Genomic DNA, 23,768 nt, shown 5'->3' with positions numbered 1-23,768 from the left:
GTCGGTGAAAAGGCAGGGAAGTTCAAAGAGTAGGGCATGCCAATACTGAAAATAGCCCGCATGGGTCACCCTGTCTTGCAGACGCCGGCGCGTGCCGTTGAAGACCCAAAGAGCGAAGAGGTCGCTCGGATTGTTGAGTCCATGATTGAGACCATGGAGGATGCCGGCGGCGTGGGGCTGGCTGCTCCCCAGGTTCATATTCCTCTGAGAATCATTATATTTCATGTCCCGGAAAAGCGTTCGGGTAGCGCAGGTGTTCCATTGACCGTGTTGATCAATCCCGAGCTTGAGCCGGTCGGCAGCGAATGTGTAGAGGGTGTGGAGGCTTGCCTGTCTCTTCCCGGACTTGCTGGGACAGTGCCTCGTTGGAAGAGCGTCCGGTACAGGGGATTTGACCTTTCCGGCAACAGGCTGGATGAGTTGGTGGAAGGTTTTCATGCCAGGGTTGTTCAGCACGAAATTGACCATCTGGATGGGATTCTTTATCCCATGAGAATGAAAAACATGGCGACCTTTGGCTTTGTGGAAGAGCTCAGGAAAGTGTCTGCTCCTGATGAATAATAGCGCATTAATGGTCTTGATCGAGGGGTTGTGATGGCAGGGCATGCTGGTAAAGCCGGGGCAAACCCGCAGGAAGAAAGTGCCGGGGGTGAGAGGCGCTCCCGGCAGGACAGGCTTGTCCTTGCAGCCTTGGCCCATGTTCCGTTTGATGGGTGGAGTGATCTTGCCTTGGAGCGGGCGGCGCGCGATTGCGGTTTGCCTCCTGATGCGCCGGGGTATTTATTTCCGCGGGGCGTTATTGATGCCGTTGATCATTTTGCGTCCTTGGCGGACCGTTTGATGATTGAGGACATGCAGGGGGTATGTGAGGACAAGTCCCGGGTGCAGGACAAGCTTCATCGTGCTATCCGCATGCGTCTTGAACGATGGAGCAGTTTTCGGGAGGCTGTGCGCAGGGGGTTGCTGCTTTATGCCTTGCCCTCCAATATGCCGCGTGCAGTGGCGGCAACAGCTCGTACGGCCGATGCTGTCTGGCGTGCTGCAGGCGATTCCTCCCATGATTTCAACTGGTATACCAAGCGTGCTTCCATATCGGGTATTTATACGGCTACGCTTCTGTACTGGCTTGATGACCCAAGTGACGGATGCGAAAAAACGTGGGACTTCTTGCACCGTAACCTTGATGGGATGGGAAAAGCCATAAAGGCGAGGACATCTTTGCAGAAGCGTTGTGCGGCGATGATGCCTGATCTTCCTGGCCTCTTGTCGTCATTTGGATATCAAGCCGCAAGGCGTGGTTCGCGCCGTATGTAGCGGGCGGGCTCTTTATTGTATGGGGGACGGGCATGTCCATTGATGATGTTGAAGAGCGTGTTGGTTCCCTGCTTGGGACAATTGGTACGCTGGGTGCTGTTGTCAAATTCGAGTTGAAGGATGAAGGGGTTTTGCGTATTGACGCGACATCTTCGCCTGCCGTTGTCAGCCGGGAGGATGGTCCAGCTGATACATCCATACGGATTTCATCAGATAACTTGTTGAAGCTGATGGATGGGAATATGGATCCTATGGTTGCGTTTGCCATGGGCAAGATCAAAGTAGAGGGATCCAAGGGGCTGGCCATGAAGCTGACCTCTCTTCTGAAGTAAAAATCCTGCGCCTGTTGCATGTGGCCTGTGTCAAGAAGCTCTGGAATATCAGGGGCTTTAGTTGTCCCTGTGGAATTGTGGCGGTTGTCTGTGTTCCCGATTTGCCGGGTTCCTGTTATTTTTGCTACCGTTGGTCTTGGGGCTGGACAGGAAAAAACCGTGAATTATCAGGCTGGCATTGGCAGTCTGTCTGCTGGAAGAGATAGAAAATCTATCTCGGGGGGGGCGCGGTGAAGCGGGACCTGCCATCGTTGAATGCGTTGCGGGCCTTTGAAGCGGCTGCTCGTCATTCCAGCTTTGTCGGTGCCGCCGAGGAGCTTGCTGTTACGCCCGCAGCCGTTAGTCATCAGATCCGTAGCCTTGAGGATCATTTCGGAGCATCGCTGTTCCAGCGTCATCACAGGGCTGTCGAGTTGACCCCGGTTGGACGCCGGCTTTTGCCGGGGCTGACCGATGCATTTGATCGCCTTACGATGGCTGTCAATGATGCGCGCCCCCGACCTGACAGCCCTGTGACCGTTTCTGTTGCGTCACCGTTCGCCGCCAAGTGGCTTGCGCCACGGCTGGAGGGGTTTTTCTCCTGTCATCCGGACATACCTGTTCAGGTTCAGCCAGATATGAAGGGGGAACCCAGTGAGAGTGCTCATGCTGATCTTGCTGTATTCTTGGCAGATCCGGATGGCCAAGGTGTTGGCCGTTTGTTTGAGGATCAACTTTTTCCCGTCTGTGCTCCGGTTCTGCGTATGTCTTTGAAGGCCCCGGCCAATCTGTCGATGCAGACGATCCTGCACGACAGCTCTGCCCGTGAGCTTGATGCGGCGGGTTGGAGTTCTTGGTTGCGCGCCGTTGGGATGCATGGTTTTTGCGGAGCAAGGGAGCAGTATATGGACCATGGGGCGCTTGTAATGGATGCTGCCCTGCATGGCCTTGGCGTGGCTTTGGCCAGGGGTGCCTTTGTAGCCTCCGAGCTACGAACAGGTACGCTGGTGCGTCCGTTCGATGTCTCTGTCAGTAGTGGTCGCCCGTGGTGCTTGCTTTCAAACCCGGATACGGCGTCGGCACCAGGGGTTATGGCATTCCGGAACTGGCTACTGGCAGAAGCGAGCACCTTTCGGTCGGCAAATCCACGTCTTGTTCACTGAAAGATTCAGTGTGTCAGATGGCTTCCGATACGGCATCTTCAGTTGATGTGCGTATAATCTCTATGGAACGTTCCCAGACATCCAGCCCTGCCTCACGGCTTGATGCATTTTCGCTCAGATAGCGGCGCCATGTGCGCGCGCCGTGCATGCCATGAAAGAGCCCCAGAACGTGCCGGGTCATGTGGTGGAGCGGAACGCCGCGCGCCAAGTGTTTTTTGATATGAGGGGTGAACTGCTCCAACACCTGTATACGATCAGGTCTTTGCAAGGCGGTGTCGCCGGTAAGAAGCGAATCTGCCTCTGACAGGATCCACGGCGTTTGATAAGCGGCACGGCCTATCATACAGCCATCCACAACGCCCAGATGGGGGCGGCATTCGTCAATGGATCCCAGCCCACCGTTCAAGACGATCTGGAGTTCAGGGAACTCTTTCTTGATACGATGTACGACGTCATACCGCAGCGGAGGGATTTCCCGGTTCTGTTTCGGCGAAAGACCATTCAGCCACGCTTTTCTGGCATGAATGATAAACGTACGGCATGTTCCGCTGGCAACCGTTTCAATGAAGCGGCACAGTTCGTCATAGCTGTCGGTCCGGTCAATCCCTATGCGGTGCTTGACCGTAACGGGCTTGTCTGTTTCTTCTTGCATGGCATTCAGGCAATCCCTGACCAGAAGCGGGGTTGCCATCAGGCAAGCCCCGAAGCGCCCGGATGAAACCCGATCCGAGGGGCAGCCGACATTCAGGTTGATTTCGTCATACCCCCATTGATCGGCAATTTTTGTACACCGAGCCAGATCAGCGGGGTCAGAGCCGCCAAGCTGAAGGGCCACGGGGTGTTCTTGCGGATCAAAGTCCAGGAACCTGTGTTTGTCTCCATGCAAAATGGCTCCTGTCACGACCATTTCCGTGTACAGACGGGTGTACTTCGTAATCCCGCGCAAAAAGACCCGGTCGTGACGATCCGTCCAGTCCATCATCGGTGCGACAGACAGCCTGAGATCAGGCCATGTATGCTGTGTGCTCATATTCCAGTTTAAAGCAGAAAAATGACGTTACGACAACCATGCTCACCAGAGCTTGACGGGTAGGTCTGTTATATGCAGATTTATAAGAACAAAAAGTGAACATGGTGTGAAAGATGCGATTTCAGCACTACGCGGCAGACTTTATCGGATTGGCGGCCCTTTTCGCCGTGATCTACCTTTGGTCATTCTTTGCCTCTGTTCTCTATGCCCCATTCTGACGATCAGTCGTGAATAATGGTATTAAGGTGGTGTAGCCTTGTGCCAGCAAGAGAATTTGACAGATTATTTGTTTGATGTAGAATGAACTCAGAACATAGCGTGTACAGGGCGTGCCGATTCCCCTGTGCCTCGGCTGCTTCTTCCGCGTGTGTCTATGGGATTTTTATTTGCTTCCTCCCGGTGGGGCGGGGGCATTTTGTGCAGAACGTAAGGATCTCTCTGGTATGGTCGCCAAAGTTGGACAAGGGCAACAAGCTCTCCCGGTCTCGTCTTCGTCGAGGCTTGCCGGCGGCTACCCTGTTTCTTCGGCGCAAAGCTTCAGCCAAGTTGCCAGTCTGCAGCAAGGCCGGGGTGTCGGTCCAGAGGATGAGTCTCTTCATTTTGCTGATACGTGGGATGATCTGCAGGGTCGCCAGCCTGCACAGCAGGAGTCTGATGGGTCTGGGCGCTGGTCCGGTGTTCATTTTGGTGGTGTTCTGACGACGTCTGCGGTATCGGGTTTTCTTGTTTCCTGGCGTTCCCGTAACGATACGCAGGTGCAGAAGGTTTCGACCAAAGATGGGGCTTTTTTCTACGACACAGTCGTGAAGGTCCTGTCATCCGGTGGCGTTCAGCAGCATGTTGGAGCCAATTACAGCCGTCTTTTCTAGGACTGAAGGCTGGTCCCTTTTCCCCATACCGCAATGTTCATGGTCATGCATATGATGTGGTGCGCCAGCGTACTGGCTTGGCGTTGTCTTTTGGGGGTTGGTCTATGTCGGACATCAGCAGTATTGCGGCATCGGGGATGAAAGCGGCCAGCATAAAAGCCGCAGTTGAAGCGACCAATATTGTTAATATCCGCAGTGGCGCGGCGATGCCAGAGCCCGGGAAAAGCTACGATGGTTATGTTGCCCAGGAAGCTGTTTTTACCAGTCAGCCTAGATCTGGTGTTGTTGCTGGTGTGCGTCCGGTGACACCGGCTTTTGTTGCGACTCCGGGTGCTGGCGGGGTTGCGCAGGCGGCGCCCAATGTTGACCTGACCTCCAGCATTCTTTCTCTGAAGACTGCCGAAACGGCCTATAAGGCAAGTGCATCGTTGCTGGATTCCGAGGGGGAGCAGGACCGCACCCTTCTTGATACGGTTGCGTGACATTTGCCTTATCAGCTACCCTCTTTCGTTAGAGGGATTGTTCTTGCTGCAGCACAGGTACGGGTCCGTTGTTTTGCGGGCGCGATGCTCATGGAGCCGTGCCCGTGTGCGGCACTTCCGGATCCTCCTGCGTTGTTGATACTGAGTGGTTAAACGGGGTCTTATGTCATCCTTGTCTCAGAAACCCCCCGCATGTGACAGTGTTTTTGATGTTGCCTTCTGGTTCCTGGATCGAGCCCTGGAGGACGGGGAGTATCTCCAACCCCAGAAGATGCAGCGTCTTCTGTACCTGTCCCAAGCCTATTACGGCGTGCTCTCCCGCGGGCAGAGGCTGATCCCCTGCCTTTTCCTGGCAACGGTTCTGGGGCCTGTTGAGCCAACAAGCTGGCGTATTTTTGAGGGAGGGCGTCCTTCCTTGGCTCCGCACCCATTGCCGGATGATATTCAGCACTTCCTGAGCAGCATATGGCGGCGTTTCGGGTCCCATGGTGCCGATTATCTGGCCCGGATGATCATGGCCCAGCCACCTTTCCAGGATGCTGTTGCCATAGGCAAGAGGTGTGAGATTTCACTTGAGTCCATGGTGGCTTATTATGGGCGTAGCGCATCACCAGCCGGTCATGACGAAAGGGGGGGGGCGCCCGCCCTGGATCAGGTTGTGCGTCCCAAGGTTCTGCGTTCCCATAAAGGAAAGCCAGTGAGTGTAACCTCTTGGGTCCCCAAGAAGCGTCTCGACCAAGGGCAATGATTGCCGTTGCTTCAGTAGGAGGTCTTGGTTGTCGAGTTTGTATTTCCGATCTGGATCATGGGGCGCCGCGAGGCGGATGGTTTTGCGCCGTTATGGGCTGATCTTGTTCTGTTTTATCAGCATGTTGATTGCAGATATATGCCATGCCACAGGTGTTTCAGGAGATGGTGTTCAGTCAGGGGGAGATCCAGAGATGCCCTATGTTCCCTTGTATGTTTCAAGCGGGAACCAGAGGCACCGGTTCGATGTGCAGGTTGCCGATACGCCAGCACGCCAAGCTATCGGTTTGATGTTTCGTCGTGAACTTGCCCCTTCACGGGGGATGCTGTTTGATTTCTCGCCGGGGCGTGTTGTTCGTATGTGGATGAAGAATACACTTGTTCCCCTGGATATGGTTTTTACTGATCGGGGAGGCCATATCCTCTGGATTGAGGATATGGCCGAGCCAGGCTCCCTTGTTCCCCGTGGCCCTTCGGTGCCCGTTTTTGCCGTTCTTGAGCTTGCCGGGGGCACGTGTTCGCGGTTGGGTATCCGTGTTGGCGACAAGCTTTCGCATGATCTCTTCAAGCTTGCTCCCGTACACCCGGAAGCGTCTGTACGGGAAAATTAGGGACTGTTTTCGCTGTTTGTTTCAAGAACAGGTGTACCCTTTGGTTTTGCAGACTGGTGCAACGGGATGACGAAAGACTAGGCCGGAACGTTGCCTTTTGGGGCCTGTCGGGTGGTTTTCTTTTCTTTCCGTCAGTTGTCGGCCCAAAGCATGGAGATAGTTCTTGCACTGTTGGACGATTCGCCTTAGTTTCCCGGCCTGCCTTGGCAGGTCGGGGCGTAGCTCAGTCTGGTAGAGTGCTTGCTTTGGGAGCAAGATGCCGGGGGTTCGAATCCTCTCGCCCCGACCAACAAGGCCCGTATGGTGCGGGATCTTGGTTCACGGTTTCAGTGTTTGTGAGGTTGTTATGCCGATAAACGCCCGAATCTACAGACCAGCAAAAAATGCAATGCAATCCGGTTACGGTAACAGCCGGGGCTGGATTCTGGAGTTTGAGTCAGAGGCTCCCGTTGTTCACGATGCTCTTATGGGGTGGAGTGGATCGTCCGATACACGAAAGCAGGTTCGCCTGCGCTTTGATGATCGCGACTCCGCTATCGCCTATGCCCGCAGGAATGGCTTTGTTGTGCGGGTGGATGAGCCAAGAGAACGCAATATAAAGCCAAAGTCCTATGCGGATAACTTTGCATTTGGCAAGGTTGGCTGACCGGGCGTCCTTAGCTCAGCTGGATAGAGCAGCCGCCTTCTAAGCGGCCGGTCGGAGGTTCGAATCCTCCAGGGCGCGCCAAGACAGATAGACACCGCTCCAAGGCATGGAGGGTGTCTATTTTTTTTTATATTCATCGTTAGCAAATCAATCTTGGATCATGTTCGCCGGTTCCTTCGTACCAGGGCCGGGCTGAATACGCATAGTCCTTATGTTCTGCGGGCCTTTTGCCTGTCTGGTGCGCTGTAGAGGGGACGTGCAATGTGAGGGAAGCAGAGGGCCAGCTGAAGAGGAACGGCCACCCGCTGCCAAGCCATGGGGGAGAACTTTTCTGCTCTTTTCGAGGGGTTAAGGCCATGGCCAAGATCGTCACACATGACTCGTTCCGTATTTTGAAGGCTTGTCGCAGCATTGAGGAGGCCAATGTGGGCATTATCAGCCAAGTAGAGCGTATGCACGCTGATGCCTCGCACGTTAAAAGCCGTCTGGGAGAAGCTGAAAGTGTGCTCCGTGATGTTGTGGAGCAATTCCGCAAGGCACAGGATCGTCTGCGGGATTCCTACCAGAATCACCTCCAGACGATGAAGTTGGTTGATGAGGTGATGGAAGCCAGCCCGGTTTTTGCCGAGCTGCGTAATGCAGGGAAATAATACAGTTACAGGGCGCGGCCGCCCGTAATGGGCGGCCGAGGGGAGTGATGTACAGTTTGGCATCCGGATGGGCCTCTTGGGGGCCCTTTTTTGTTCCTCGGCATGTAGTCTGCTGCCTATTCCTGATCGCTTGGAAAGCCTTTTAATCAGAAAAATCGTGGGGCAATGCCCTGATATAGCCATTTTTAGGCCCTGATCGCCGTTGCCCTGTTATTTCTTGTTGTGCACCGCACAAAATAATGCCAATATCGCAGCTGTCGGATTATGGAGTGAAGGCTCCATCTGTCTGGAAGGGAACGGTTATAAATGCTCTGTATCGTAATTGTGCGCTGCATGATAGAGATGTTGCCGGGTGTACCGTTGCGTTACGTGTAGATTTATGGTGATCCAAGCGCCTGTTTATGAGGGAGGGTTTGTATGTCTGCTACTCCAACAGCAAGTCATGCGTGGAACCTGTTTTCCTTGACCATGGAGAATCGCTTTGGAAATGCTTGGCGCAGCTTGGTGGAGCCAGACTCCGTTGCGGCCTTGGCTGAGGAGATAGCCGTTGGTTTCGGCGGTATGGTGGCTTCCGTGGATGATGAGCAGGATCCGCACGATGCCACGCTGTGGCGCTTTCCGGATGGGTCGTGCGTTGCAACGGGTGCTTTTGGCTTGCGTCGGGAAAGCCCGCTTCCTCGTCAGGTTGTATGCTGATTTGTCAGGGGAAACGGTCCTGTGTGGACGGGAAGGGCATTATCCGCGTTGTTGCCCCGTTCTGTCCATGATCCGTCGTATAGGGCAGAGTCTTTGTTTCCGGGCAAGTATGCGGCCATGGTGATCGCATATGCCGTTACCCCGCTGCTGCATGTCGTAACAAGCCTTGGTGCGTTTTCTTCCATCGACCTGTTTTTCCGGGTGTGTGCTCATAACGAGGCTATGTCTATTGCGCTCTTGCCAGTTTGTCGCGCGTAGCTTGGTGATTCAGCAGCAGCCACTGTAAGGCGATGAGTGTGGTGCCGTTGCTGATTGTGCTATCGCGCAGCATATTCTGTATTGATGCAACAGGGTGCACAACGACCCGTATATCTTCGCCTTCATTGGCCAAGCCGTGTATGCCTCCCGCCTCCGTTGAATCCACAGCACCGCACCAAAGGCTGACGGTTTCCGTGCAAATACCCGGCGTTGTGAACCATGTCTGGATATGAAAGAGTCCTTTTGGCTCAAGGCCCGTTTCTTCTGCACATTCACGCAGGCATACGTTTTCCAGCGTCTCCCCTTCCTCAATGACGCCGGCGACAACTTCCAGAAGCCAAGGGTTTCTGATGCCGGCAATATGGGGAGGAGCCCGGAATTGCTCGATCAGTACAACAGCGTCAGCCTGTGGATCGTAGAGAAGAACAGCGACAGCATGTTTGTGTTCAATGACATCGCGGACCAGAACAGGCCCTGTCTTTCCGGAAAACAACTCGTGACGCAAGTGGTAGCGGTTGACCTTGCTGTATGCGCGTAGAAGAGGCTCTTTCTCCAGTATTTCAACCTTGGACGGATACGACTCTGACATTGGTACTCCATTATTTCAGCTATACTTTTTTGGATGAAGCGGAGAGGTGGGACAAAATTTCCCGGGCCAGAGCCGATATTTCACGGGCGGCAAGGCTGCGTCGGGCTGTTTCCATCACGCCCTTGCCTTCCATCATTGACGAGGCAAAGGCAACGCGGTTGCCCAAGCGGTTCTTCGATACAACGACTGGAAGGCGGTTCAGGATGTCTGCTATTTTGTCGGACAGCTGGCCTTTTGGTGGGACGCGATTCAGGACCAGAAGAACCGGGGTTTTCTCGCGGGCTGCAATGTCAATGGTAGGCTCAATAGCCCACAGATCCATGGGGCTGGGTTGTACGGGCAGAATAACCAGAGATGCGTTTCGGATCACGATACGGACCTCGGATTCTGCATGGGGAGGGCTATCTATCAGGACAATATCGTGTGTCTGGCACAGCGTTTCCAGCTCGCTGCCCAAGCGCCAGCCAGGTACGGCAAGCAGAGTAAAGTCCCCTGCCGCGTTTGATGCTTCACGTGCGCTGTGCCACGCTGAAAGGCTCCCCTGAGGATCAATATCCACCAGTGCAACTTTGCGCCCTTTCTGCCGCCATGCGACGGCAAGCTGGGCTGTCAGGGTGGTCTTCCCGGATCCGCCCTTCTGTTGTGCGACGGTGATTATCTTGCCGGTCATCTTGGGCTCCCTGTGGCACCGTGGGAAAACGGCGTTGCATGGCGCTGTTCGTTTACCGAGTGCGCACGCAGTCATTGTAGCATGGGGATAATGCACCACAACGACAAGAATAATTGTGGATATGACAGGTCAAGAATGGAAAGGAATGAAAAACGTATGGGTGCGTAATAATTTCGTTCTTTGTTTGTTATGAAACGTATTATATATTATGTATACAATATATAATTGCGTGTATTCTTTGACAGAATAATGCAGCCTTGTTGCGATGCTGTTACGTGTGTTCTGCCGGTCTGGCTCTTTTGAATCGTGACTCCAAATGCAGTGGGCAACTTCAAAAGAAGTTTGCGCCACTCCCCAAGGCTACCAGTAATGCCTGCATATCCGCTGGAAGTATGGCTTCAAAGCGCATGAAGACCCCGGTTACCGGGTGTTCGAAGCCCAAGGTTCTGGCATGCAGGGCTTGTCGACGAAAGTTGGCAACAGCTGCCCGTGCATTCTCGTCATCTTTTCCTATACAGCGCGGTGACCCATAGACAGGATCGCCTATCAGGGGGTGGCCAACTGCATTCATATGAACTCTGATTTGGTGTGTTCGCCCTGTGGCCAAGCGGCATTCCACCAGAGCCGCCCGTTCATTGCACAGACGTGTCAGAGTCCGATAGTGTGTCAGGGCTGGTTTCCCCCCCTGCCGGACAATAGTCATCTTCTGCCGGTTGTGCCCGCTGCGCCCGATATTGCCGGTAATGTCACCTGATGCTGGTGTTGGGACGCCCCATACAATGGCGCGGTATGTACGCTCGATGGTTCGTGAAGAGAACTGCCTGGCCAGATGATGATGGGCTTGGTCGTGTTTTGCGACAACGATGAGGCCGGATGTATCCTTGTCCAGACGGTGTACAATACCGGGGCGGCGTATGCCACTGATTCCGGACAGGCTTTCCCCGGAATGGTGCAGCAGGGCGTTGACCAGCGTACCGTCTGGTACGCCAGCGCCGGGGTGCACGACCATTCCTGCGGCTTTGTTGATTACAACCAGATGGTCATCCTCAAATGCTATGGCCAGGGGAATATCCTGTGGAACGGGAATGGCAGGTGCAGTCTCTGGTATTGCCACGGTCACGGACTGATCATGTTTGACCCGCAGGGATGGGTCCGTTATGGTCTGGCCGTTTACCTGAATCTGTCCTTGCAGAATCAGTGACTTAATCCGGGAGCGCGACAGGTCCAGATGCGATGCAGCCAGCCAGCGGTCCAGCCGTTCTCCCGCGTCTTCCAGTGCTACAAGAAGTGTTGTCGGGCCTGATTCAAGATCTTCGCTGCACGTATCTTCATCTTCATACGAAGAAGGTTCGGGGGAATTGGGGTGGCGTGGTGGTTGGGTCACGGTTGGGCTCTGCAATGGGTTTGCATAAATTATGATTGGAGATAGCAGTATTATGAGGGCATTGAAAGCCTTGGTCCTAGCAATGGGCCTGTTCATTCTGTTAGGTGTTGCCCTGCTGGCTTACGGGTTGTTTGCCGGGGTTGGAAAACAGGAGCAGCACGATGAGAAAGCTGGAGAGCTGTTGCAAATCCCTGCGACCTCAGGGCCTGGTTTCGGAACAGTCAGTCTGGATGAGGGGCCAGATGCGGTTCTTGTACAGGCTATTCTTGAAGAGTCCGTACTTCTCGTCCGTGTTGGTGGCGGCGGAGCTGATCGCCTGCACGTCATAGACATGTCTTCAGGGCGGCGATTGGGAAAAATTGTTCTGCGTGAAGAGCATTCGACTCTGTCTGAATAAGATGGAGGAGGAGAAGCCCGGGATTGCCGGTCTTCTCCCCTGTATTCAATGATCAGGCCGGTTTGCGGTTCTGGAAGCGACGCTCCATGTTGCTGCGCCCGCCAAATCCTCGCTTCTGGCCGAACTCGCGGTCAGGGCCGCGCCGTTCGCCGCCAGAGCGGTCATCTGCATGGAAGCTGCGTCTTTCGCCCTGCCGGAAGGGTTTGCCAGCGCGGTGTCCGTCCTGCGCCTGCTGTCCTTCGCGCGGGGGCCTCCTTCCACCTTCTCCTTGCGCAGGATCATTCCGGCGTGACGAGAAATGCTGCCCGTCATTCCGTGTGCGACCAGAGAAAGAGGCGCTACGGTCATCGCGGTCGCGTCCGGGGCGTGTACGTTCACCACCCGGTTTTCCTTGATGGCGCCCGCCGCCCGGGCGACCACCGCCACCCCCGCGCTTGGGGGGGGCAACGTAGCGTCCGCTGGCATAAAGGCTCGCTATGTCTGTATTGTGGAATGCGTGCTCCAGTTCCATCGGAACCTGCATCCGGATAGCCTTTTCGATAGACCGCAGATAGGCAATTTCCTCGTTGTCACAGAAGGACAAGGCAATGCCGCCAGCGCCTGCACGGGCTGTGCGTCCGATCCGGTGTACATAGCTTTCCGGTTCGTTCGGCAGTTCATAGTTGATGACGTGGGTTATTCCATCAACATCGATGCCGCGGGCTGCAATATCGGTTGCGACCAGCGCACGAACAATACCCTTGCGGAAGCCGTTCAGCGCTTTCTGGCGTGCACCTTGGGATTTGTCCCCGTGCAAGGCATCGGCTCTGATGCCCTGTTCGCTCAGATGCTCGACAACCCGGTTGGCACCGTGTTTGGTCCGTGTAAAGACAATAGCCCGGCTGACTTCGTTGCTGTTGAGCAGATCTGTAAGAAGATCGCGCTTGTCGCCGCGATGCACGAACAGGACGCGCTGTTCTATTCTTTCCGCTGTCGTGGACTGTGGTGCCACTTCAACGCGTACGCTCTCGCGCAGGTAATCCGTGGTCAGTTCTTCGACAGCGCGCGGCATTGTAGCCGAGAACAGCAGTGTTTGGCGATTGGGCGGCAGTCCCCGGAACAGGCGCTTGACATCATGGATGAAGCCCATGTCAAGCATGCGGTCCGCCTCGTCCAGCACAACAATTTCCGTTCCGTTCAGGCGAATTGTCCCTTGGTTGACGTGGTCAAGCAGGCGGCCGGGAGTTGCAACAAGAACATCAACGCCATTGGCCATGAAGCGTACTTGGGGGCCCATGCCAACGCCACCGAACACGACGGCCCGTTTCAGGCGCATGAAGCGCGAATAGGCGGCTAGGGAGTCCCCGATCTGCACGGCCAGTTCACGTGTTGGGGTCAAGATCAGTGCCCGGGCTGTTCGCGGGGCAGGGCGCATAGGGTTGCAAGCCAGGCGATGCAGGATAGGCAGGGTAAAGGCAGCAGTTTTTCCGGTTCCCGTTTGCGCAAGGCCCAGAACATCACGTCCTTCCAAGGCAGGAGGAATGGCTTTTCCCTGAATGGGAGTTGGTATGGAGTAGCCTTCTTCTTCCAGCGCTTTCAGCAGTCGCGGGTCAAGGCCAAGATCAGAAAATGGGGTCATGGTCGACGGAATTCTTTCAAAACAGGCCGCGCCCTGTCCGCATGCTCATGGCAGAAGGGGGAATGGCCACATAAAAAGGCGCCCCTGGGGCACGCAACCAGCGGGAGGAGAGGGAATTCAAGGCATATCGACGGCCGCCGCTTTGAAGCGGTATGCACATCTGCGCACAATCGCAAAGAATTCCTTGGCAATCACTGCCAAGCCGCCGAGGTGTAGCAGGCTAACAAAGTTTTTGCAATCCTTGATACGGGACAGGCCATTATTTCCGTGCATTAATGCCCTTCCAGATCTCGAGGAGGCATCTGGAAGGGCCTTCGAACATCCCTGGGGTGTTTCGTTATTGCCTTATCGTCCTTGATCTGTTTCCCGGATCTTCCAGATCAGGGATCGCCACTGTTCCCGTGCTTTTTCAATGCTTTTTTCCTTGATGTGCCCAAAACCCCGTATCTGCTCCGGAACGGAGGCTATTTTTACGGCAAGGTGAAGGGCGTCAGGATGCAGAGAGGTACAGACCTCACGGATATGATGACGGTACTCAGAAATCAGGGATCTTTCTGTCCTACGTTCCTTGGTGTAGCCAAAAGGATCAAGCCAGGACCCGCGCAGCATCTTGAGGCGGGCAAGGATGTTAAAAACAGCAAAAATCCATGGCCCGAATTCGTATTTGCGCGGCTTGCTGTCCGGACGTTTCAGCCAAGCCAGGAGTGGAGGGGCCAAGTGAACGGATACTCTGGCGCTGTCTCCGAATGTCTGGCGAATGCGTTCACGGAATGTGTGGTCCGTATAGAGCCTGGCAACCTCATACTCATCTTTGTAGCTCATCAGTTTTGCCAGGTTGCGGGCCGTAGCCAGTGTCAGATCCCTCTTGCCTGAAATTCGTGCTTCCTTCTCTTCGACCTGCTTCACAAAAGAACAATACTCTTCTGCCCATTGTTCGTTCTGCCAATCGGTCAGGTATCGCGTTGCGTTAGCTATGACCGTATCCAGGTCATCTGTATCCTGTTGAGGTTCTCTTCCCCGGTTGGCCATGGACTGGACATAGTCTGGATCAACCGCCGCCAGGCGACCCCACGCCAAGGCGCGGCGGTTGGCATCTATCGCAACGCCATTAAGCGCGATGGCCCGGTCCAAGGCTTCCAGGCTGACGGGGACAAGGCCCTTCTGGACGGCAAAGCCAAGCAGGAAAATATTGGCCATGATGCTGTCACCTGTCAGTGCTGTCGCTAACTGGCCTGCGTTGAGCCGCTGCACGTGATCGGCCCCGACACAGGCCTCAAGTATGGACAGAAGACGGTCGCCCTGTACGCTGAAATCCGGATCACGCGTGAAAGATCCGGTCTGGATTTCCAAGGTATTGCAAATAACCTGGCTGTACCCGGGACACAGGGTTCCCAGAGAGTCCGGACTGGTTGCCACAACCATGTCACAGGCCAGCAGGACATCGGCTTGCTCCCTGTCTATACGTGCCTGATTCAGGGCATCGGGTATCGAGGCAATGCGCACATGGCTGAGAACGCTCCCCCCCTTTTGCGCAAAGCCCATAAAGTCCAGAACGCTGGCTCCCTTGCCTTCAAGATGAGCTGCCATGCACAGCAACGCCCCTATGGTTACAACGCCTGTTCCCCCGACGCCAGTGACCAGAATTTCCCATGGTTTCTCAAGGACAGAGGGGCGGTGGGGTATCGGCAGGTTTGCCAGCCTTGCGGCCAGATCCGGTGTATCATCCACGCCCCTGGGTTTGCGCAGTTCAGCGCTGCGGATACTGACAAAGCTGGGGCAGAATCCATCGACGCACAGAAAATCCTTGTTACAGGATGATTGGTCGATCTGCCTTTTGCGCCCGGCAGGTGTTTCTACAGGTTGCAGGGACAGGCAATTGGATTGCATGCCGCAGTCGCCACACCCTTCGCAGACGGCTTCGTTGATCATCAGTCGTCTTGGTGGGTCGGCCAGAAGCCCCCGTTTGCGCTTGCGTCGTTTTTCTGCCGCACACATCTGATCATAGACCAGTACACTTACGCCCCGGTGTGTCGCAAGTTCCCGCTGTACCTGGTTGATATCGCGGCGATGATGGATGGTGACGCCTGGTGCAAAGTTCAGGGTGCGTGGATATTTATCCGGATCATCTGTGACAACCGCAATGCGCCGCACGCCTTCGGCATGAACCAGTCGCGTGATCTGGTCAACGGTTAGATTGCCATCGTGAGGTTGCCCCCCGGTCATGGCAACAGCATCATTGAACAGAATTTTGTAGGTCAGGGTTGTTCCTGCGGCAACAGCCTGTCTGAGGGCCAAGCTGCCGGAGTGAAAAAAGGTACCATCGCCAATATTCTGGAAGACGTGAGTGCGCAGGCTGAACGGAGCTTGTCCTACCCAGTTCGCACCTTCTCCTCCCATCTGGGTCAGGCCGCCGGTGTTCCGGTCCATCCAGCTGGCCATGAAGTGACAACCAATTCCGGCAAAGGCTTTTGCGCCTTCTGGGATCAGTGTCGAGGAGCTGTGCGGGCAGCCAGAGCAAAAGTATGGAATTCGACGGATCTCGGACGGTGATTGGCCCGAGCCTGGCGGCGGAACGATTGCGGCAAGTTTGCTGTTAAGCTGTTCAAGGAGATCGGGAACGTAAGGGCCAAGTCGTTGGACAAGGATCGGAGCAATGCGCGATGGCCTTAACTCACCCGATGAGGGGAGAAGGTTTTGCCCCGCACCATCCGTTTTTCCTGTGATCAGGGGGGCATTTCTGTTCCCGTACAGGATTGATTTAACCTGTTCTTCGACAAAGCTATGCTTTTCTTCAACAACAAGAATTTCACGCAAGCCATGAGCAAAGCGCCGTATTGATTCTGGCTCCAGTGGCCATGTCAGGCCCGGGTACAGAATACGAATGCCGCGCTGTTGAAGATCGACCATTCCCAGTCCCAGGCGCATCAGGGATTCTTTCAGATCCGTAAATGCCTTGCCGGTTGCGATAATGCCAAACACGGCTTGGTCCTGATTGCCGAGGTACTGGTTCAGGGCAGGATTGGCCCGTGCAAAGGCCAGAACCGCTTCTTTTTTGGCAAACTGTCTTTCTTCCAGGCCGGGGCCTGGCATGTCGGGCCAGCGGTAGTGCAGTCCTCCGGGAGGCGCGATAAAATCATCTGGATTGCAGATATGCAGACTGTGTGGACTAAGCTCAATGGAGCAGGCGCTTTCCACAGTTTCGGAAATAGCCTTGAAGCCAACCCAGGTCCCGCTGAAGCGGGAGAGGGCCCACCCGTACAGGCCAAATTCCAGGTAGTCTGCTATATTGGCCGGGTGAAGGACCGGTACGTTCCATGAGGCAAATGCCTGTTCGGACTGGAAAGGCATGGATGAGCTGACAGCACCGTGGTCATCTCCGACCACCAGAAGAACACCCCCGTTTGGGGATGAGCCATATGCTGATCCTATCCTTATGGCATCGCCGGACCGGTCAAGGCCGGGGCCTTTGCCATACCACAGGGAAAAGACGCCCTTGACCCGGCTTTCACCACTGCTTTCAACCTGCTGCGTTCCAAGAATGGCGGTGGCTGCTAGTTCTTCGTTGACTGCAGGCTGGAAATGGATGCCTGAGGCCAAAAGCAGATTGCGGGCTTGCCAGAGTGCCTGGTCGTATCCTCCCAATGGGCTGCCGCGATACCCCGAGATAAAGCCCTCGGTTTGCAGGCCGGCCTGTAGATCCCGTCTTTTTTGCATCAGAACCAGGCGCACCAGGGCCTGGGTTCCTGTCAGCCAAACGCGCCCTTCCGTACGGTTATAGCGATCTTCAAGTGTGTATTCACGATCCAGTCCGCCAGCGCAGACCTCGGGGCCGGGGTTGTAGGTCATTTCATCCCTCGTTTTATCGTCCCTGTAACGCTTGGAAATCCGCGCGTCCAAAGCCGAATAGTTTTTAATTGTATGCAGAAATCTATTCTATCTTGCGGCGAATAATCAACCTCTCCTCGTTCAGGCTGATTTATATCTGGTTATGCGTTTTTCTCTCTCATCAGAGATATGCCGGGCATAATGGTTTCCGATCTGCTTGGTATGGGGATTCATTGTCTGACGTGCTTCCCGGTTTGCAGGGAGTGCTCTGACAGTTTTGTGTCGCTTCTGTTGTGAAACAGGAAAACCTATTAGGAACAGAGATTTATAGTGTATTGAGTTTTTGGGGATTTAGACTACCATGCAGCCTCGCCTGCTTCGGTGCGGGGATGTTCGTTTGGTCCTCTGGTGTGAGTGGGTGTTGCCTTGTTCAGGAATTCAGAAATATGAAAAAATCCCTGTGCGCTTTTGCCGTGTGTGTTGTTGTTTGTGCCCTTGGTTTTCCCGGCCTTGGTCTTGCCCGTAATGCGGATGATTCAAGGGATGGTGCTGTGCCTGCTTCGTCGGTACAGGTTGCAGCTTCTGGCAAGGATGGGGCAAAGGGAGCGCAGTCCCAGCGTGCGGCAAAAAAAGCACCGTCTCCCGCTGTGTCTGGAGAGTGCGCATGGATTGGCAAAAGGGTCTTAAGTCTTTTATCCAGGGATGATGTGGATCAGGCCAACCGATTCATGAATTTTTATCGGTTGTTTGGTTGCAAGGAGAGTCATATTGGGCCATCTTTCCGTTGTGTGATTTCTGATGCATCTGCGGGAGCCCTGAATGCGGAGGATATGGCCGCCCGGGTTGACCGTTGCTGGAACAGCCCTCTTTAAGTTTGATCTTTGCCCGGTCCGGCTACGCTGTACTGTGCTCTTTTAGTAGTGCTCGGCTTTCAGTGCCCCGGAACCTTCGTGTTGGTTTCGGGGCTTTTTCAGGGTAAGGGACTGTGGTGCGTGTTTTCTTTGCCGTCCTGGTTGCAGCTTTCGTACACTTCCTTGTTTGGCAAGGGGCCAACGTTACCGTTGTGCCTCCCGATATCGTTGGTGAGCAGGGATTTGACATGCCGATCGATTCCCTGTCTTTCAGCCCGTTTCGTCCGGGAGATGATCCTGTTGCAGGAACATCTGTCAGCATAGACCGCATCAATCAGGATCTGGAACTGCTATCCCATTATACGCGGAATGTACGCCTGTATTCGTCTCGTCTCGGGTTGGAGAATGTTCCCGAGATTGCACGCAATTATGCCATGTACGTTACAACAGCGGCATGGTTGTCCGGTGATCTGGTCGAAGACCGGGCCGAGATAGAGCGGGCCATACGGCTCACCACGGGCAACTGGAATGTACGCTCGCTGTATATTGGCAACGAGGCCCTGCTGCGGGCTGAAATTACAATTGACGAGCTCATAGCCTATCTTCGGGAGACACGGGGACGCGTGAATGTTCCTGTTTCGACCGGGGAAACATGGGATGTGTGGCTGAAGTATCCGCAGCTTGTCCGCGAGGTTGACTTTATCGCGGCGCATTTGCTCCCGTACTGGGAAGGAGTGCCTTGGGATCAGGCTGTCAAGGTTGCGTATGAGAGGCTGGATGCCTTGAAGCAAGCCTACCCTGGCAAACGCATTATCGTTGCCGAATTTGGTTGGCCCAGCCAAGGTTATAACTTCAAGGCTGCCGATACGGGGCGTCATGTGCAGGCCGAAGTTATTCGTGGCTTTATTCGTGAAGCGCATCGGCGCGGTGTGGAGTACAACATCATCGAGGCTTTTGATCAGCCTTGGAAAGTCAATGAAGGTTCAGTCGGGGCGTATTGGGGCATTTTTGATTCCGCCCGGAACCTGAAGTTTCCTCTGGAGGGGCGTTTTGAGGTTCGGTATGACCGGGTTGCTGTGATCGCCTTGATCATTGGCGCATGCCTTACGATACTTGGCTTGCGTCGCCAGAAGCCAACCCTTTTGCACGCTCTTATTTATGCTTTGGCAGCCAATGGATTTGCGGCTGGTATTGCTCTGGCCGGGGCCTATCCTTTCACGAACTACATGAACTTTGGAACGGGGATCATGTGGTTTATGGGGGTGCTTATGGTTATTCCCCTTGCCATCATGACATTGGCAAAAGTTAACGAGATCAGCGAGGTTCTTCTAGGTTTAAAGCCAAAACGGCTCGTTCGTGCAGGTCAGGTGCATGGCGATGATGCGTTCTGCCCCAAGGTTTCTATTCATGTGCCGGCTTATCGCGAGAATCCGGCCTTGCTGATGCATACCCTGACTACGTGTGCCGACCTTGATTATCCAGATTTTGAGGTTCTGGTAATCATGAACAACACAACGGAATCTGAGTATTGGAGGCCGGTTGCGGATCATTGCGCATGTTTGAATCGCCAACTGGGCCGTGAAATTTTCAAGTTTATTTACTTGCCGCGTGTTATTGGATACAAGGCCGGTGCCATGACCATGGCCTATTCCTTTACAGCACCCGATGCCTCCGTTATTGCAGTTATTGATGCTGATTATGCTGTTCATCCGCATTGGCTCAGAGATCTTTGTCCTTGTTTCAAGGACCCTGAAATTGCCTTGGTACAGGCTCCACAAGATCACCGGGATGCCCATGAAAGTCTCTTCAAGTCGATGATGAATTGGGAGTATGCCGGTTTTTTTGATATCGGCATGGTACAGCGTAATGAGGATAACGCTATTGTTGCGCATGGAACAATGTTGATGGTGCGGCGTACGGCTTTTGACGAGGTCGGAGGCTGGTCCACAGACACCATTGTTGAAGATACCGAGCTGGGTCTCCGTTTGTTTGAAGCCGGGTACGAAGCGGCATACACAAATCGGCGATACGGCTGGGGAATGTTGCCTGATACCTTTGATGCCTTCAAAAAACAGCGCCATCGCTGGGCGTATGGTGCTGTACAGATTATCAAGAAGCATCGTCGGCATATGATGCCGAATTCCGAGACACTGACCCCGCAACAGCGGCGGCAGTTTATAGCAGGATGGATCTTTTGGCTTTCTGATGCGCTTGGCGTCATGGTGGCCATGCTGAATTTGGTCTGGGTTCCGATGATCGTTTTTGTCGGTATGGTTCTTCCCATGATGTCCTTGACGATTCCTATCCTGACCAGTTTTGCGATTAATATCCTTCATTGCTTTCTTCTTTACAGAAAGCGTGTAAGAGCGGCTGTGCCAGAAATTTTTGGAGCCGCTATCGCCGCTATGAGCTTGCAGCTTGTTGTCGGGCGTGCCGTATATACCGGTCTCGTTAAGGACAACTTGCCCTTTATTCGTACGGAAAAGGGGCGGAACAGCGCTCAGGGATCTGTGCAGAGCCAGTCCCGCTTTCGTGACAGTCCGGTTTTTGGTGAAAGCATTCTTGGGTGCTCTCTGCTTGTTGCGGCATCTGTTCTTTTTATCATGAATCCGCTTGATATTATGGAGCAGGATGTTTTTGCAGCAACCGTTGCTGTTCAGGCCATTCCGTTCTTGTCGGCTGTTATTATGCGGTGGATTGAAAAGAAGAGTGTGGGTAACCAAATTCCGCCTGTGGTAGGTGCCCAAGAACCTCCTGTGATTGCCATGGCCGATGAGCGAGATGAAATGGCGGTGTAACCGGTGTTTTTCTGTGTAATCATTGTGCAATCTACTTGAGCGTGTGAGCTTGATGTCGCTATCATGGCAGGAACCCGTTATGTGGCAGGTGGATCAGGGATGACTTTCCCAGCTTGGTCGGTTGCATGTCTTCTTGTCTGCTTGGCTGTTGCGGTGCCATGTGCAGCTGCGAAGTCGGCTGTTAACTGTGAGACGACAGAGTTGGAGGCAGAACTTGTTTCGTGCGCCAAGGATGAGCTCAAGCGGACGGAGTCTGCCTTGGATGGGATGATGCGGCGCGTTATGCGTACCGTGCCGGCCTCGATTCACGAGGCCTTGCAGAATGCCCAGTCAGCTTGGAATCGATACCGCGAGGCCGAGTGCGCTTGGAATGCGCTGGATCCTGAAACCGGGAAAGCCGACGATTTGATGCGTCTGACGTGCTTGAATGACTTGGCTCTAACCCGTATTGACGAGCTGGATGCTTCTCTCGGTGGCAATTAGGTTTTTTGCTCTGTCATGAGAATTGTTTCTGCATCAGGTATTCTATGTGCTGATCCTCTCCGCCGGTAGAAGAGAAGGGTAGGGTGGCGAATATTGTATACCCATGCTTTGTGTAGAGGTGTAGTCCATCCTGAAAATCAGCCGTTGACAACCTGGATCTTGATATTCCCATAGACTGGGCTTTTTTCTCGATACCAGACAACAGGCGCGACCCTATGCCCTGCCTGCGCCATGCAGGGGCAACCCAGAGCAAGTGGACGTGCAGCCAGCTAAATTGTATATACCCATGGATGCCGCCGATCATTTCCCCGTTCAGAGACTTTGCTGTCACCAAAAGGTGATGTGCATCATATGGGCCAATACAGGCTTGATTGAATGACCTCAGGTTTGCACGCAGCTGTTCGACTTTTCTGTCTTCAGGCTCACTATCGACATGGACCGTGACGGGACCGTCTTGTTGGTGCTCCATAGCTCTGCATCTTGTCGAAGATCAAAGGGGATGTGCGTTTCCAGGCTTTTTGTCCAGCGACGCGCTGCTGGCATGTTCTGGATAGATAAAGCCTGCGGTTTGGTAGATTGTGGAGCCCAAAGTCCTTGATGGCGAGTGCCAGACTCTTGTCTGGCTCCAGTCATTACCGGGTGAAATGTCAACAACGGCAACCTGCGTCTCGATACGGCCGCTACGGCTCCAGTTGGCATGATCAACAAGGATCTTCCGTGTTCCTTCAACAGAGCGCACAACAGCAACATGCCCACGCCGCATGATGGGACTTCTTTTAAACACCAGAACGGATCCGACGGTAGGTTTCTTGCCCCGCTGATAAACACCGACTGAGGCATCCCACCATCGCCACGCGTCGCCCTGTAGATGAATATCGGATATTGATCGTGCGTAGGGTACGCAGCTCCAAGCAGCAAGGGCTTGTTGCGCAAGGCATACAAATACAAGCAGGGTCAAGGCAAGGATGGATCTCTGAAGAAGACGCGCGCTCATACCTCTTTCCACGAGTGTCAGCAAATAGACCGTGTACCTGGATAGTGCACATTCATGTGCTTTTTTCAAGTATTGGAATGCATTTTGACAAAAGCGAAGGCCCCGAAAAACGGGGCCTTGCTATGCATAAACAAGCCGTATTTAAGGAATGACAATCTCTGCCCGACGGTTCTGCGGCTCGCGAACACCATCGGCCGTGGGCACCAAGGGATTGGACTCACCCTTTGCCACGACGGAAATTTCCGAAGACTTGAGACCCTGACGAACCAGATAATGCTTCACGGCTTCCGCGCGGCGCTTGGACAGTTTCATGTTATAGTCCGCACTGCCGGAAAGATCCGTGTGGCCTGTTACGGATACGCGTGCCATGTGGCCCTTCTTGATGGCGGCAGCGGCCTGATTGAGGATGGCTGTCGCTTCTTTTGTCAGCTCTGACTTGTTGAAGTCAAAGAAAACAATGTAGTTCTTGTGCATGGCAGCGGGATCGGCTGCTGTTGGTGCCGGTGGCATGGCAGATGCCTTGCCAAAACTATAGCTCAGGCCAACGAGCACCGCGTGATTGTTATACTCGGCATCCAATTTTGCGCCTGCGGGAGTCTTGACTTCGTAGTCCATGGTGCCGAAGTAGCGATACTGTGCACTGATGGCCCAGTTATGGCTGACATCGTAGGCTGCGCCCCCGAATGCCTGGTAGGCAAACTTCCAGCTATCGCCCTTGTAGCGGTCGGTGCCTCCGGAGCGAACCATGCTGGTATCAATCTTGGCAGCCCCGATCCCGACCCCGACGAAGGGATGGAACTTGCCTTCCGGTACAAAGTCGACAACGCCGTTGATCATGGTGCTATAGGCGCTGGTATGGCCGCTACCATTGGTGTGGAGTACATCCTTGACGCTATTGCGCCGCCACCCCAGCTCGCCCTCCAGCTTGAGGTGGCCGAAGGAATATCCTACATGCCCAAGTACGGCAGGACCCCACTTATAGCTTGTTTCCAGGTTGGTGCCGTTCTTTTCAACGTCAGCTTTCTGGTTGAAGCCCATTCCGGCATCAGCGCCGACATACCATTGTGCCTGCGAAGCAGAAGGTAAAGCTGCGGCGATGCCAGCTGCTACAAGCGCATGAATAACGCGCATTCCACGGTCCTCCCAAAATGCCAAGGCAGAAAATAGAGCACCATGATAGTGTTTAGTGCGTTCTATGCAAGCACTTCACTGATAATAGTATTGTATTTCTTGTGAGTGTTGCGATCAGGTCACAGCTTGTGTCATTGCTGTGTCTGAATTCTTTTTTAACAATATGTATGTTTACGTATTTTCTTTGTCTTGCTTTCCTGTCTATGGTGTGTGATGAACAGCACCATCAATGTTCGCCTATTGTATACCTT

Annotated in this window: 24 protein-coding genes and 2 tRNA genes; 17 read left to right on the top strand and 9 right to left on the bottom strand. The window is 54.1% G+C overall.

What is annotated here, in order from left to right:
* Positions 1-36 precede the first annotated feature (36 nt).
* The 4 genes from def to HEQ72_RS02060 all read left to right on the top strand — a co-directional run bounded on the left by def (position 37) and on the right by HEQ72_RS02060 (position 2,788).
* Entirely contained in the window at positions 37-561 is a 525-nt protein-coding gene (gene def / locus HEQ72_RS02075; RefSeq protein WP_168022414.1) for a peptide deformylase, read from the top strand.
* Positions 562-594: 33 nt separating this feature from the next.
* Positions 595-1,314, top strand: coding sequence for a COQ9 family protein (locus tag HEQ72_RS02070; protein ID WP_168018776.1), 720 nt, complete (start codon positions 595-597; stop codon positions 1,312-1,314).
* 32 nt (positions 1,315-1,346) lie between these two features.
* Positions 1,347-1,646, top strand: a complete 300-nt coding sequence (locus tag HEQ72_RS02065) for an SCP2 sterol-binding domain-containing protein (protein WP_168018777.1) — start codon at positions 1,347-1,349, stop codon at positions 1,644-1,646.
* 230 nt (positions 1,647-1,876) lie between these two features.
* On the top strand, positions 1,877-2,788 hold the full coding sequence (locus HEQ72_RS02060) for a LysR family transcriptional regulator (protein WP_168018778.1): 912 nt from the start codon (positions 1,877-1,879) through the stop codon (positions 2,786-2,788).
* 13 nt (positions 2,789-2,801) lie between these two features.
* Here HEQ72_RS02060 and dusA read toward each other — a convergent pair whose 3' ends face one another.
* Entirely contained in the window at positions 2,802-3,818 is a 1,017-nt protein-coding gene (gene dusA / locus HEQ72_RS02055) for a tRNA dihydrouridine(20/20a) synthase DusA (protein ID WP_168018779.1), read from the bottom strand.
* 443 nt (positions 3,819-4,261) lie between these two features.
* On the opposite strand from dusA, the gene HEQ72_RS02050 reads away from it, so the two are divergent.
* The 9 genes from HEQ72_RS02050 (at position 4,262) to HEQ72_RS02010 (ending at position 8,519) form a co-directional block, all read left to right on the top strand.
* Entirely contained in the window at positions 4,262-4,687 is a 426-nt protein-coding gene (locus tag HEQ72_RS02050) for a hypothetical protein (protein ID WP_168018780.1), read from the top strand.
* A 104-nt stretch (positions 4,688-4,791) separates the two neighbouring features.
* Entirely contained in the window at positions 4,792-5,169 is a 378-nt protein-coding gene (locus HEQ72_RS02045; protein WP_168022413.1) for a hypothetical protein, read from the top strand.
* A 163-nt stretch (positions 5,170-5,332) separates the two neighbouring features.
* Complete coding sequence (locus HEQ72_RS02040) at positions 5,333-5,917, top strand: Panacea domain-containing protein (RefSeq protein ID WP_168018782.1); 585 nt, start codon at positions 5,333-5,335, stop codon at positions 5,915-5,917.
* Between the two features lie 193 nt (positions 5,918-6,110).
* Entirely contained in the window at positions 6,111-6,527 is a 417-nt protein-coding gene (locus tag HEQ72_RS02035; RefSeq protein ID WP_168022412.1) for a DUF192 domain-containing protein, read from the top strand.
* A 212-nt stretch (positions 6,528-6,739) separates the two neighbouring features.
* Positions 6,740-6,816, top strand: a tRNA-Pro gene (locus HEQ72_RS02030).
* Positions 6,817-6,873: 57 nt separating this feature from the next.
* Entirely contained in the window at positions 6,874-7,173 is a 300-nt protein-coding gene (locus HEQ72_RS02025) for an ETC complex I subunit (RefSeq protein WP_209315576.1), read from the top strand.
* 4 nt (positions 7,174-7,177) lie between these two features.
* Positions 7,178-7,254: transfer RNA gene (locus tag HEQ72_RS02020), tRNA-Arg, on the top strand.
* A 275-nt stretch (positions 7,255-7,529) separates the two neighbouring features.
* The gene (locus HEQ72_RS02015; RefSeq protein WP_168018784.1) at positions 7,530-7,823 is read left to right on the top strand and encodes a hypothetical protein; all 294 of its coding nucleotides are present in this window, start codon (positions 7,530-7,532) and stop codon (positions 7,821-7,823) included.
* Positions 7,824-8,240: 417 nt separating this feature from the next.
* Entirely contained in the window at positions 8,241-8,519 is a 279-nt protein-coding gene (locus HEQ72_RS02010; RefSeq protein ID WP_168018786.1) for a hypothetical protein, read from the top strand.
* Between the two features lie 226 nt (positions 8,520-8,745).
* On the opposite strand, the gene HEQ72_RS02005 is transcribed toward HEQ72_RS02010, so the two are convergent.
* The 3 genes from HEQ72_RS02005 to HEQ72_RS01995 form a co-directional block, all read right to left on the bottom strand.
* Positions 8,746-9,366 (bottom strand): NUDIX domain-containing protein, encoded by a 621-nt coding sequence (locus HEQ72_RS02005; RefSeq protein ID WP_168018787.1) that lies wholly within the window; start codon positions 9,364-9,366, stop codon positions 8,746-8,748.
* A 19-nt stretch (positions 9,367-9,385) separates the two neighbouring features.
* Complete coding sequence (gene parA / locus HEQ72_RS02000; protein WP_168018788.1) at positions 9,386-10,036, bottom strand: ParA family partition ATPase; 651 nt, start codon at positions 10,034-10,036, stop codon at positions 9,386-9,388.
* A 331-nt stretch (positions 10,037-10,367) separates the two neighbouring features.
* Complete coding sequence (locus HEQ72_RS01995) at positions 10,368-11,420, bottom strand: RluA family pseudouridine synthase (RefSeq protein ID WP_322099160.1); 1,053 nt, start codon at positions 11,418-11,420, stop codon at positions 10,368-10,370.
* A gap of 52 nt (positions 11,421-11,472) precedes the next feature.
* Here HEQ72_RS01995 and HEQ72_RS01990 point away from each other — a divergent pair, with 52 nt between their 5' ends.
* On the top strand, positions 11,473-11,817 hold the full coding sequence (locus HEQ72_RS01990) for a hypothetical protein (protein WP_168018790.1): 345 nt from the start codon (positions 11,473-11,475) through the stop codon (positions 11,815-11,817).
* Positions 11,818-11,869: 52 nt separating this feature from the next.
* Here the strand turns inward: HEQ72_RS01990 and HEQ72_RS01985 are convergent, their stop codons facing one another.
* Both HEQ72_RS01985 and HEQ72_RS01980 read right to left on the bottom strand, forming a co-directional pair.
* Positions 11,870-13,435, bottom strand: coding sequence for a DEAD/DEAH box helicase (locus HEQ72_RS01985; RefSeq protein WP_168022411.1), 1,566 nt, complete (start codon positions 13,433-13,435; stop codon positions 11,870-11,872).
* Positions 13,436-13,780: 345 nt separating this feature from the next.
* Positions 13,781-17,281, bottom strand: a complete 3,501-nt coding sequence (locus HEQ72_RS01980) for an indolepyruvate ferredoxin oxidoreductase family protein (protein WP_168022410.1) — start codon at positions 17,279-17,281, stop codon at positions 13,781-13,783.
* Positions 17,282-17,706: 425 nt separating this feature from the next.
* Between HEQ72_RS01980 and HEQ72_RS01975 the strand changes: the two genes are divergently transcribed.
* The 3 genes from HEQ72_RS01975 to HEQ72_RS01965 all read left to right on the top strand — a co-directional run bounded on the left by HEQ72_RS01975 (position 17,707) and on the right by HEQ72_RS01965 (position 21,392).
* Positions 17,707-18,132: a hypothetical protein gene (locus HEQ72_RS01975; protein ID WP_168022409.1), complete on the top strand. Its 426-nt coding sequence runs from the start codon at positions 17,707-17,709 to the stop codon at positions 18,130-18,132.
* A 113-nt stretch (positions 18,133-18,245) separates the two neighbouring features.
* On the top strand, positions 18,246-20,909 hold the full coding sequence (locus HEQ72_RS11680; protein WP_168018795.1) for a glycosyltransferase family 2 protein: 2,664 nt from the start codon (positions 18,246-18,248) through the stop codon (positions 20,907-20,909).
* Between the two features lie 99 nt (positions 20,910-21,008).
* The gene (locus tag HEQ72_RS01965) at positions 21,009-21,392 is read left to right on the top strand and encodes a lysozyme inhibitor LprI family protein (RefSeq protein ID WP_168018797.1); all 384 of its coding nucleotides are present in this window, start codon (positions 21,009-21,011) and stop codon (positions 21,390-21,392) included.
* 13 nt (positions 21,393-21,405) lie between these two features.
* Here HEQ72_RS01965 and HEQ72_RS01960 read toward each other — a convergent pair whose 3' ends face one another.
* From HEQ72_RS01960 to HEQ72_RS01950, 3 genes are all read right to left on the bottom strand, one after another.
* Positions 21,406-21,861, bottom strand: a complete 456-nt coding sequence (locus tag HEQ72_RS01960) for a GNAT family N-acetyltransferase (RefSeq protein WP_066135419.1) — start codon at positions 21,859-21,861, stop codon at positions 21,406-21,408.
* A gap of 21 nt (positions 21,862-21,882) precedes the next feature.
* Positions 21,883-22,386: a CHAP domain-containing protein gene (locus tag HEQ72_RS01955; protein ID WP_168022408.1), complete on the bottom strand. Its 504-nt coding sequence runs from the start codon at positions 22,384-22,386 to the stop codon at positions 21,883-21,885.
* Positions 22,387-22,527: 141 nt separating this feature from the next.
* Positions 22,528-23,517 (bottom strand): OmpA family protein, encoded by a 990-nt coding sequence (locus tag HEQ72_RS01950; RefSeq protein WP_168018799.1) that lies wholly within the window; start codon positions 23,515-23,517, stop codon positions 22,528-22,530.
* Between the last annotated feature and the right edge of the window lie 251 nt (positions 23,518-23,768).

It is taken from the genome of Haematospirillum sp. 15-248, assembly GCF_012102665.1.
GTDB lineage: Bacteria > Pseudomonadota > Alphaproteobacteria > Rhodospirillales > Rhodospirillaceae > Haematospirillum.
This window is presented reverse-complemented; position numbering and strand designations above follow the sequence as displayed.

Excerpts from the sequence above, each read along its gene's own strand:
- def (WP_168022414.1), top strand. The coding sequence starts at position 37 with ATGCCAATACTGAAAATAGCCCGCATGGGTCACCCTGTCTTGCAGACG.
- HEQ72_RS02070 (WP_168018776.1), top strand. The coding sequence starts at position 595 with ATGGCAGGGCATGCTGGTAAAGCCGGGGCAAACCCGCAGGAAGAAAGT.
- HEQ72_RS02065 (WP_168018777.1), top strand. The coding sequence starts at position 1,347 with ATGTCCATTGATGATGTTGAAGAGCGTGTTGGTTCCCTGCTTGGGACA.
- dusA (WP_168018779.1), bottom strand. The coding sequence starts at position 3,818 with ATGAGCACACAGCATACATGGCCTGATCTCAGGCTGTCTGTCGCACCG.
- HEQ72_RS02050 (WP_168018780.1), top strand. The coding sequence starts at position 4,262 with ATGGTCGCCAAAGTTGGACAAGGGCAACAAGCTCTCCCGGTCTCGTCT.
- HEQ72_RS02045 (WP_168022413.1), top strand. The coding sequence starts at position 4,792 with ATGTCGGACATCAGCAGTATTGCGGCATCGGGGATGAAAGCGGCCAGC.
- HEQ72_RS02040 (WP_168018782.1), top strand. The coding sequence starts at position 5,333 with ATGTCATCCTTGTCTCAGAAACCCCCCGCATGTGACAGTGTTTTTGAT.
- HEQ72_RS02035 (WP_168022412.1), top strand. The coding sequence starts at position 6,111 with ATGCCCTATGTTCCCTTGTATGTTTCAAGCGGGAACCAGAGGCACCGG.
- HEQ72_RS02025 (WP_209315576.1), top strand. The coding sequence starts at position 6,874 with ATGCCGATAAACGCCCGAATCTACAGACCAGCAAAAAATGCAATGCAA.
- HEQ72_RS02015 (WP_168018784.1), top strand. The coding sequence starts at position 7,530 with ATGGCCAAGATCGTCACACATGACTCGTTCCGTATTTTGAAGGCTTGT.
- HEQ72_RS02010 (WP_168018786.1), top strand. The coding sequence starts at position 8,241 with ATGTCTGCTACTCCAACAGCAAGTCATGCGTGGAACCTGTTTTCCTTG.
- HEQ72_RS02005 (WP_168018787.1), bottom strand. The coding sequence starts at position 9,366 with ATGTCAGAGTCGTATCCGTCCAAGGTTGAAATACTGGAGAAAGAGCCT.
- parA (WP_168018788.1), bottom strand. The coding sequence starts at position 10,036 with ATGACCGGCAAGATAATCACCGTCGCACAACAGAAGGGCGGATCCGGG.
- HEQ72_RS01990 (WP_168018790.1), top strand. The coding sequence starts at position 11,473 with ATGAGGGCATTGAAAGCCTTGGTCCTAGCAATGGGCCTGTTCATTCTG.
- HEQ72_RS01985 (WP_168022411.1), bottom strand. The coding sequence starts at position 13,435 with ATGACCCCATTTTCTGATCTTGGCCTTGACCCGCGACTGCTGAAAGCG.
- HEQ72_RS01980 (WP_168022410.1), bottom strand. The coding sequence starts at position 17,281 with ATGACCTACAACCCCGGCCCCGAGGTCTGCGCTGGCGGACTGGATCGT.
- HEQ72_RS01975 (WP_168022409.1), top strand. The coding sequence starts at position 17,707 with ATGAAAAAATCCCTGTGCGCTTTTGCCGTGTGTGTTGTTGTTTGTGCC.
- HEQ72_RS01965 (WP_168018797.1), top strand. The coding sequence starts at position 21,009 with ATGACTTTCCCAGCTTGGTCGGTTGCATGTCTTCTTGTCTGCTTGGCT.
- HEQ72_RS01960 (WP_066135419.1), bottom strand. The coding sequence starts at position 21,861 with ATGGAGCACCAACAAGACGGTCCCGTCACGGTCCATGTCGATAGTGAG.
- HEQ72_RS01955 (WP_168022408.1), bottom strand. The coding sequence starts at position 22,386 with ATGAGCGCGCGTCTTCTTCAGAGATCCATCCTTGCCTTGACCCTGCTT.
- HEQ72_RS01950 (WP_168018799.1), bottom strand. The coding sequence starts at position 23,517 with ATGCGCGTTATTCATGCGCTTGTAGCAGCTGGCATCGCCGCAGCTTTA.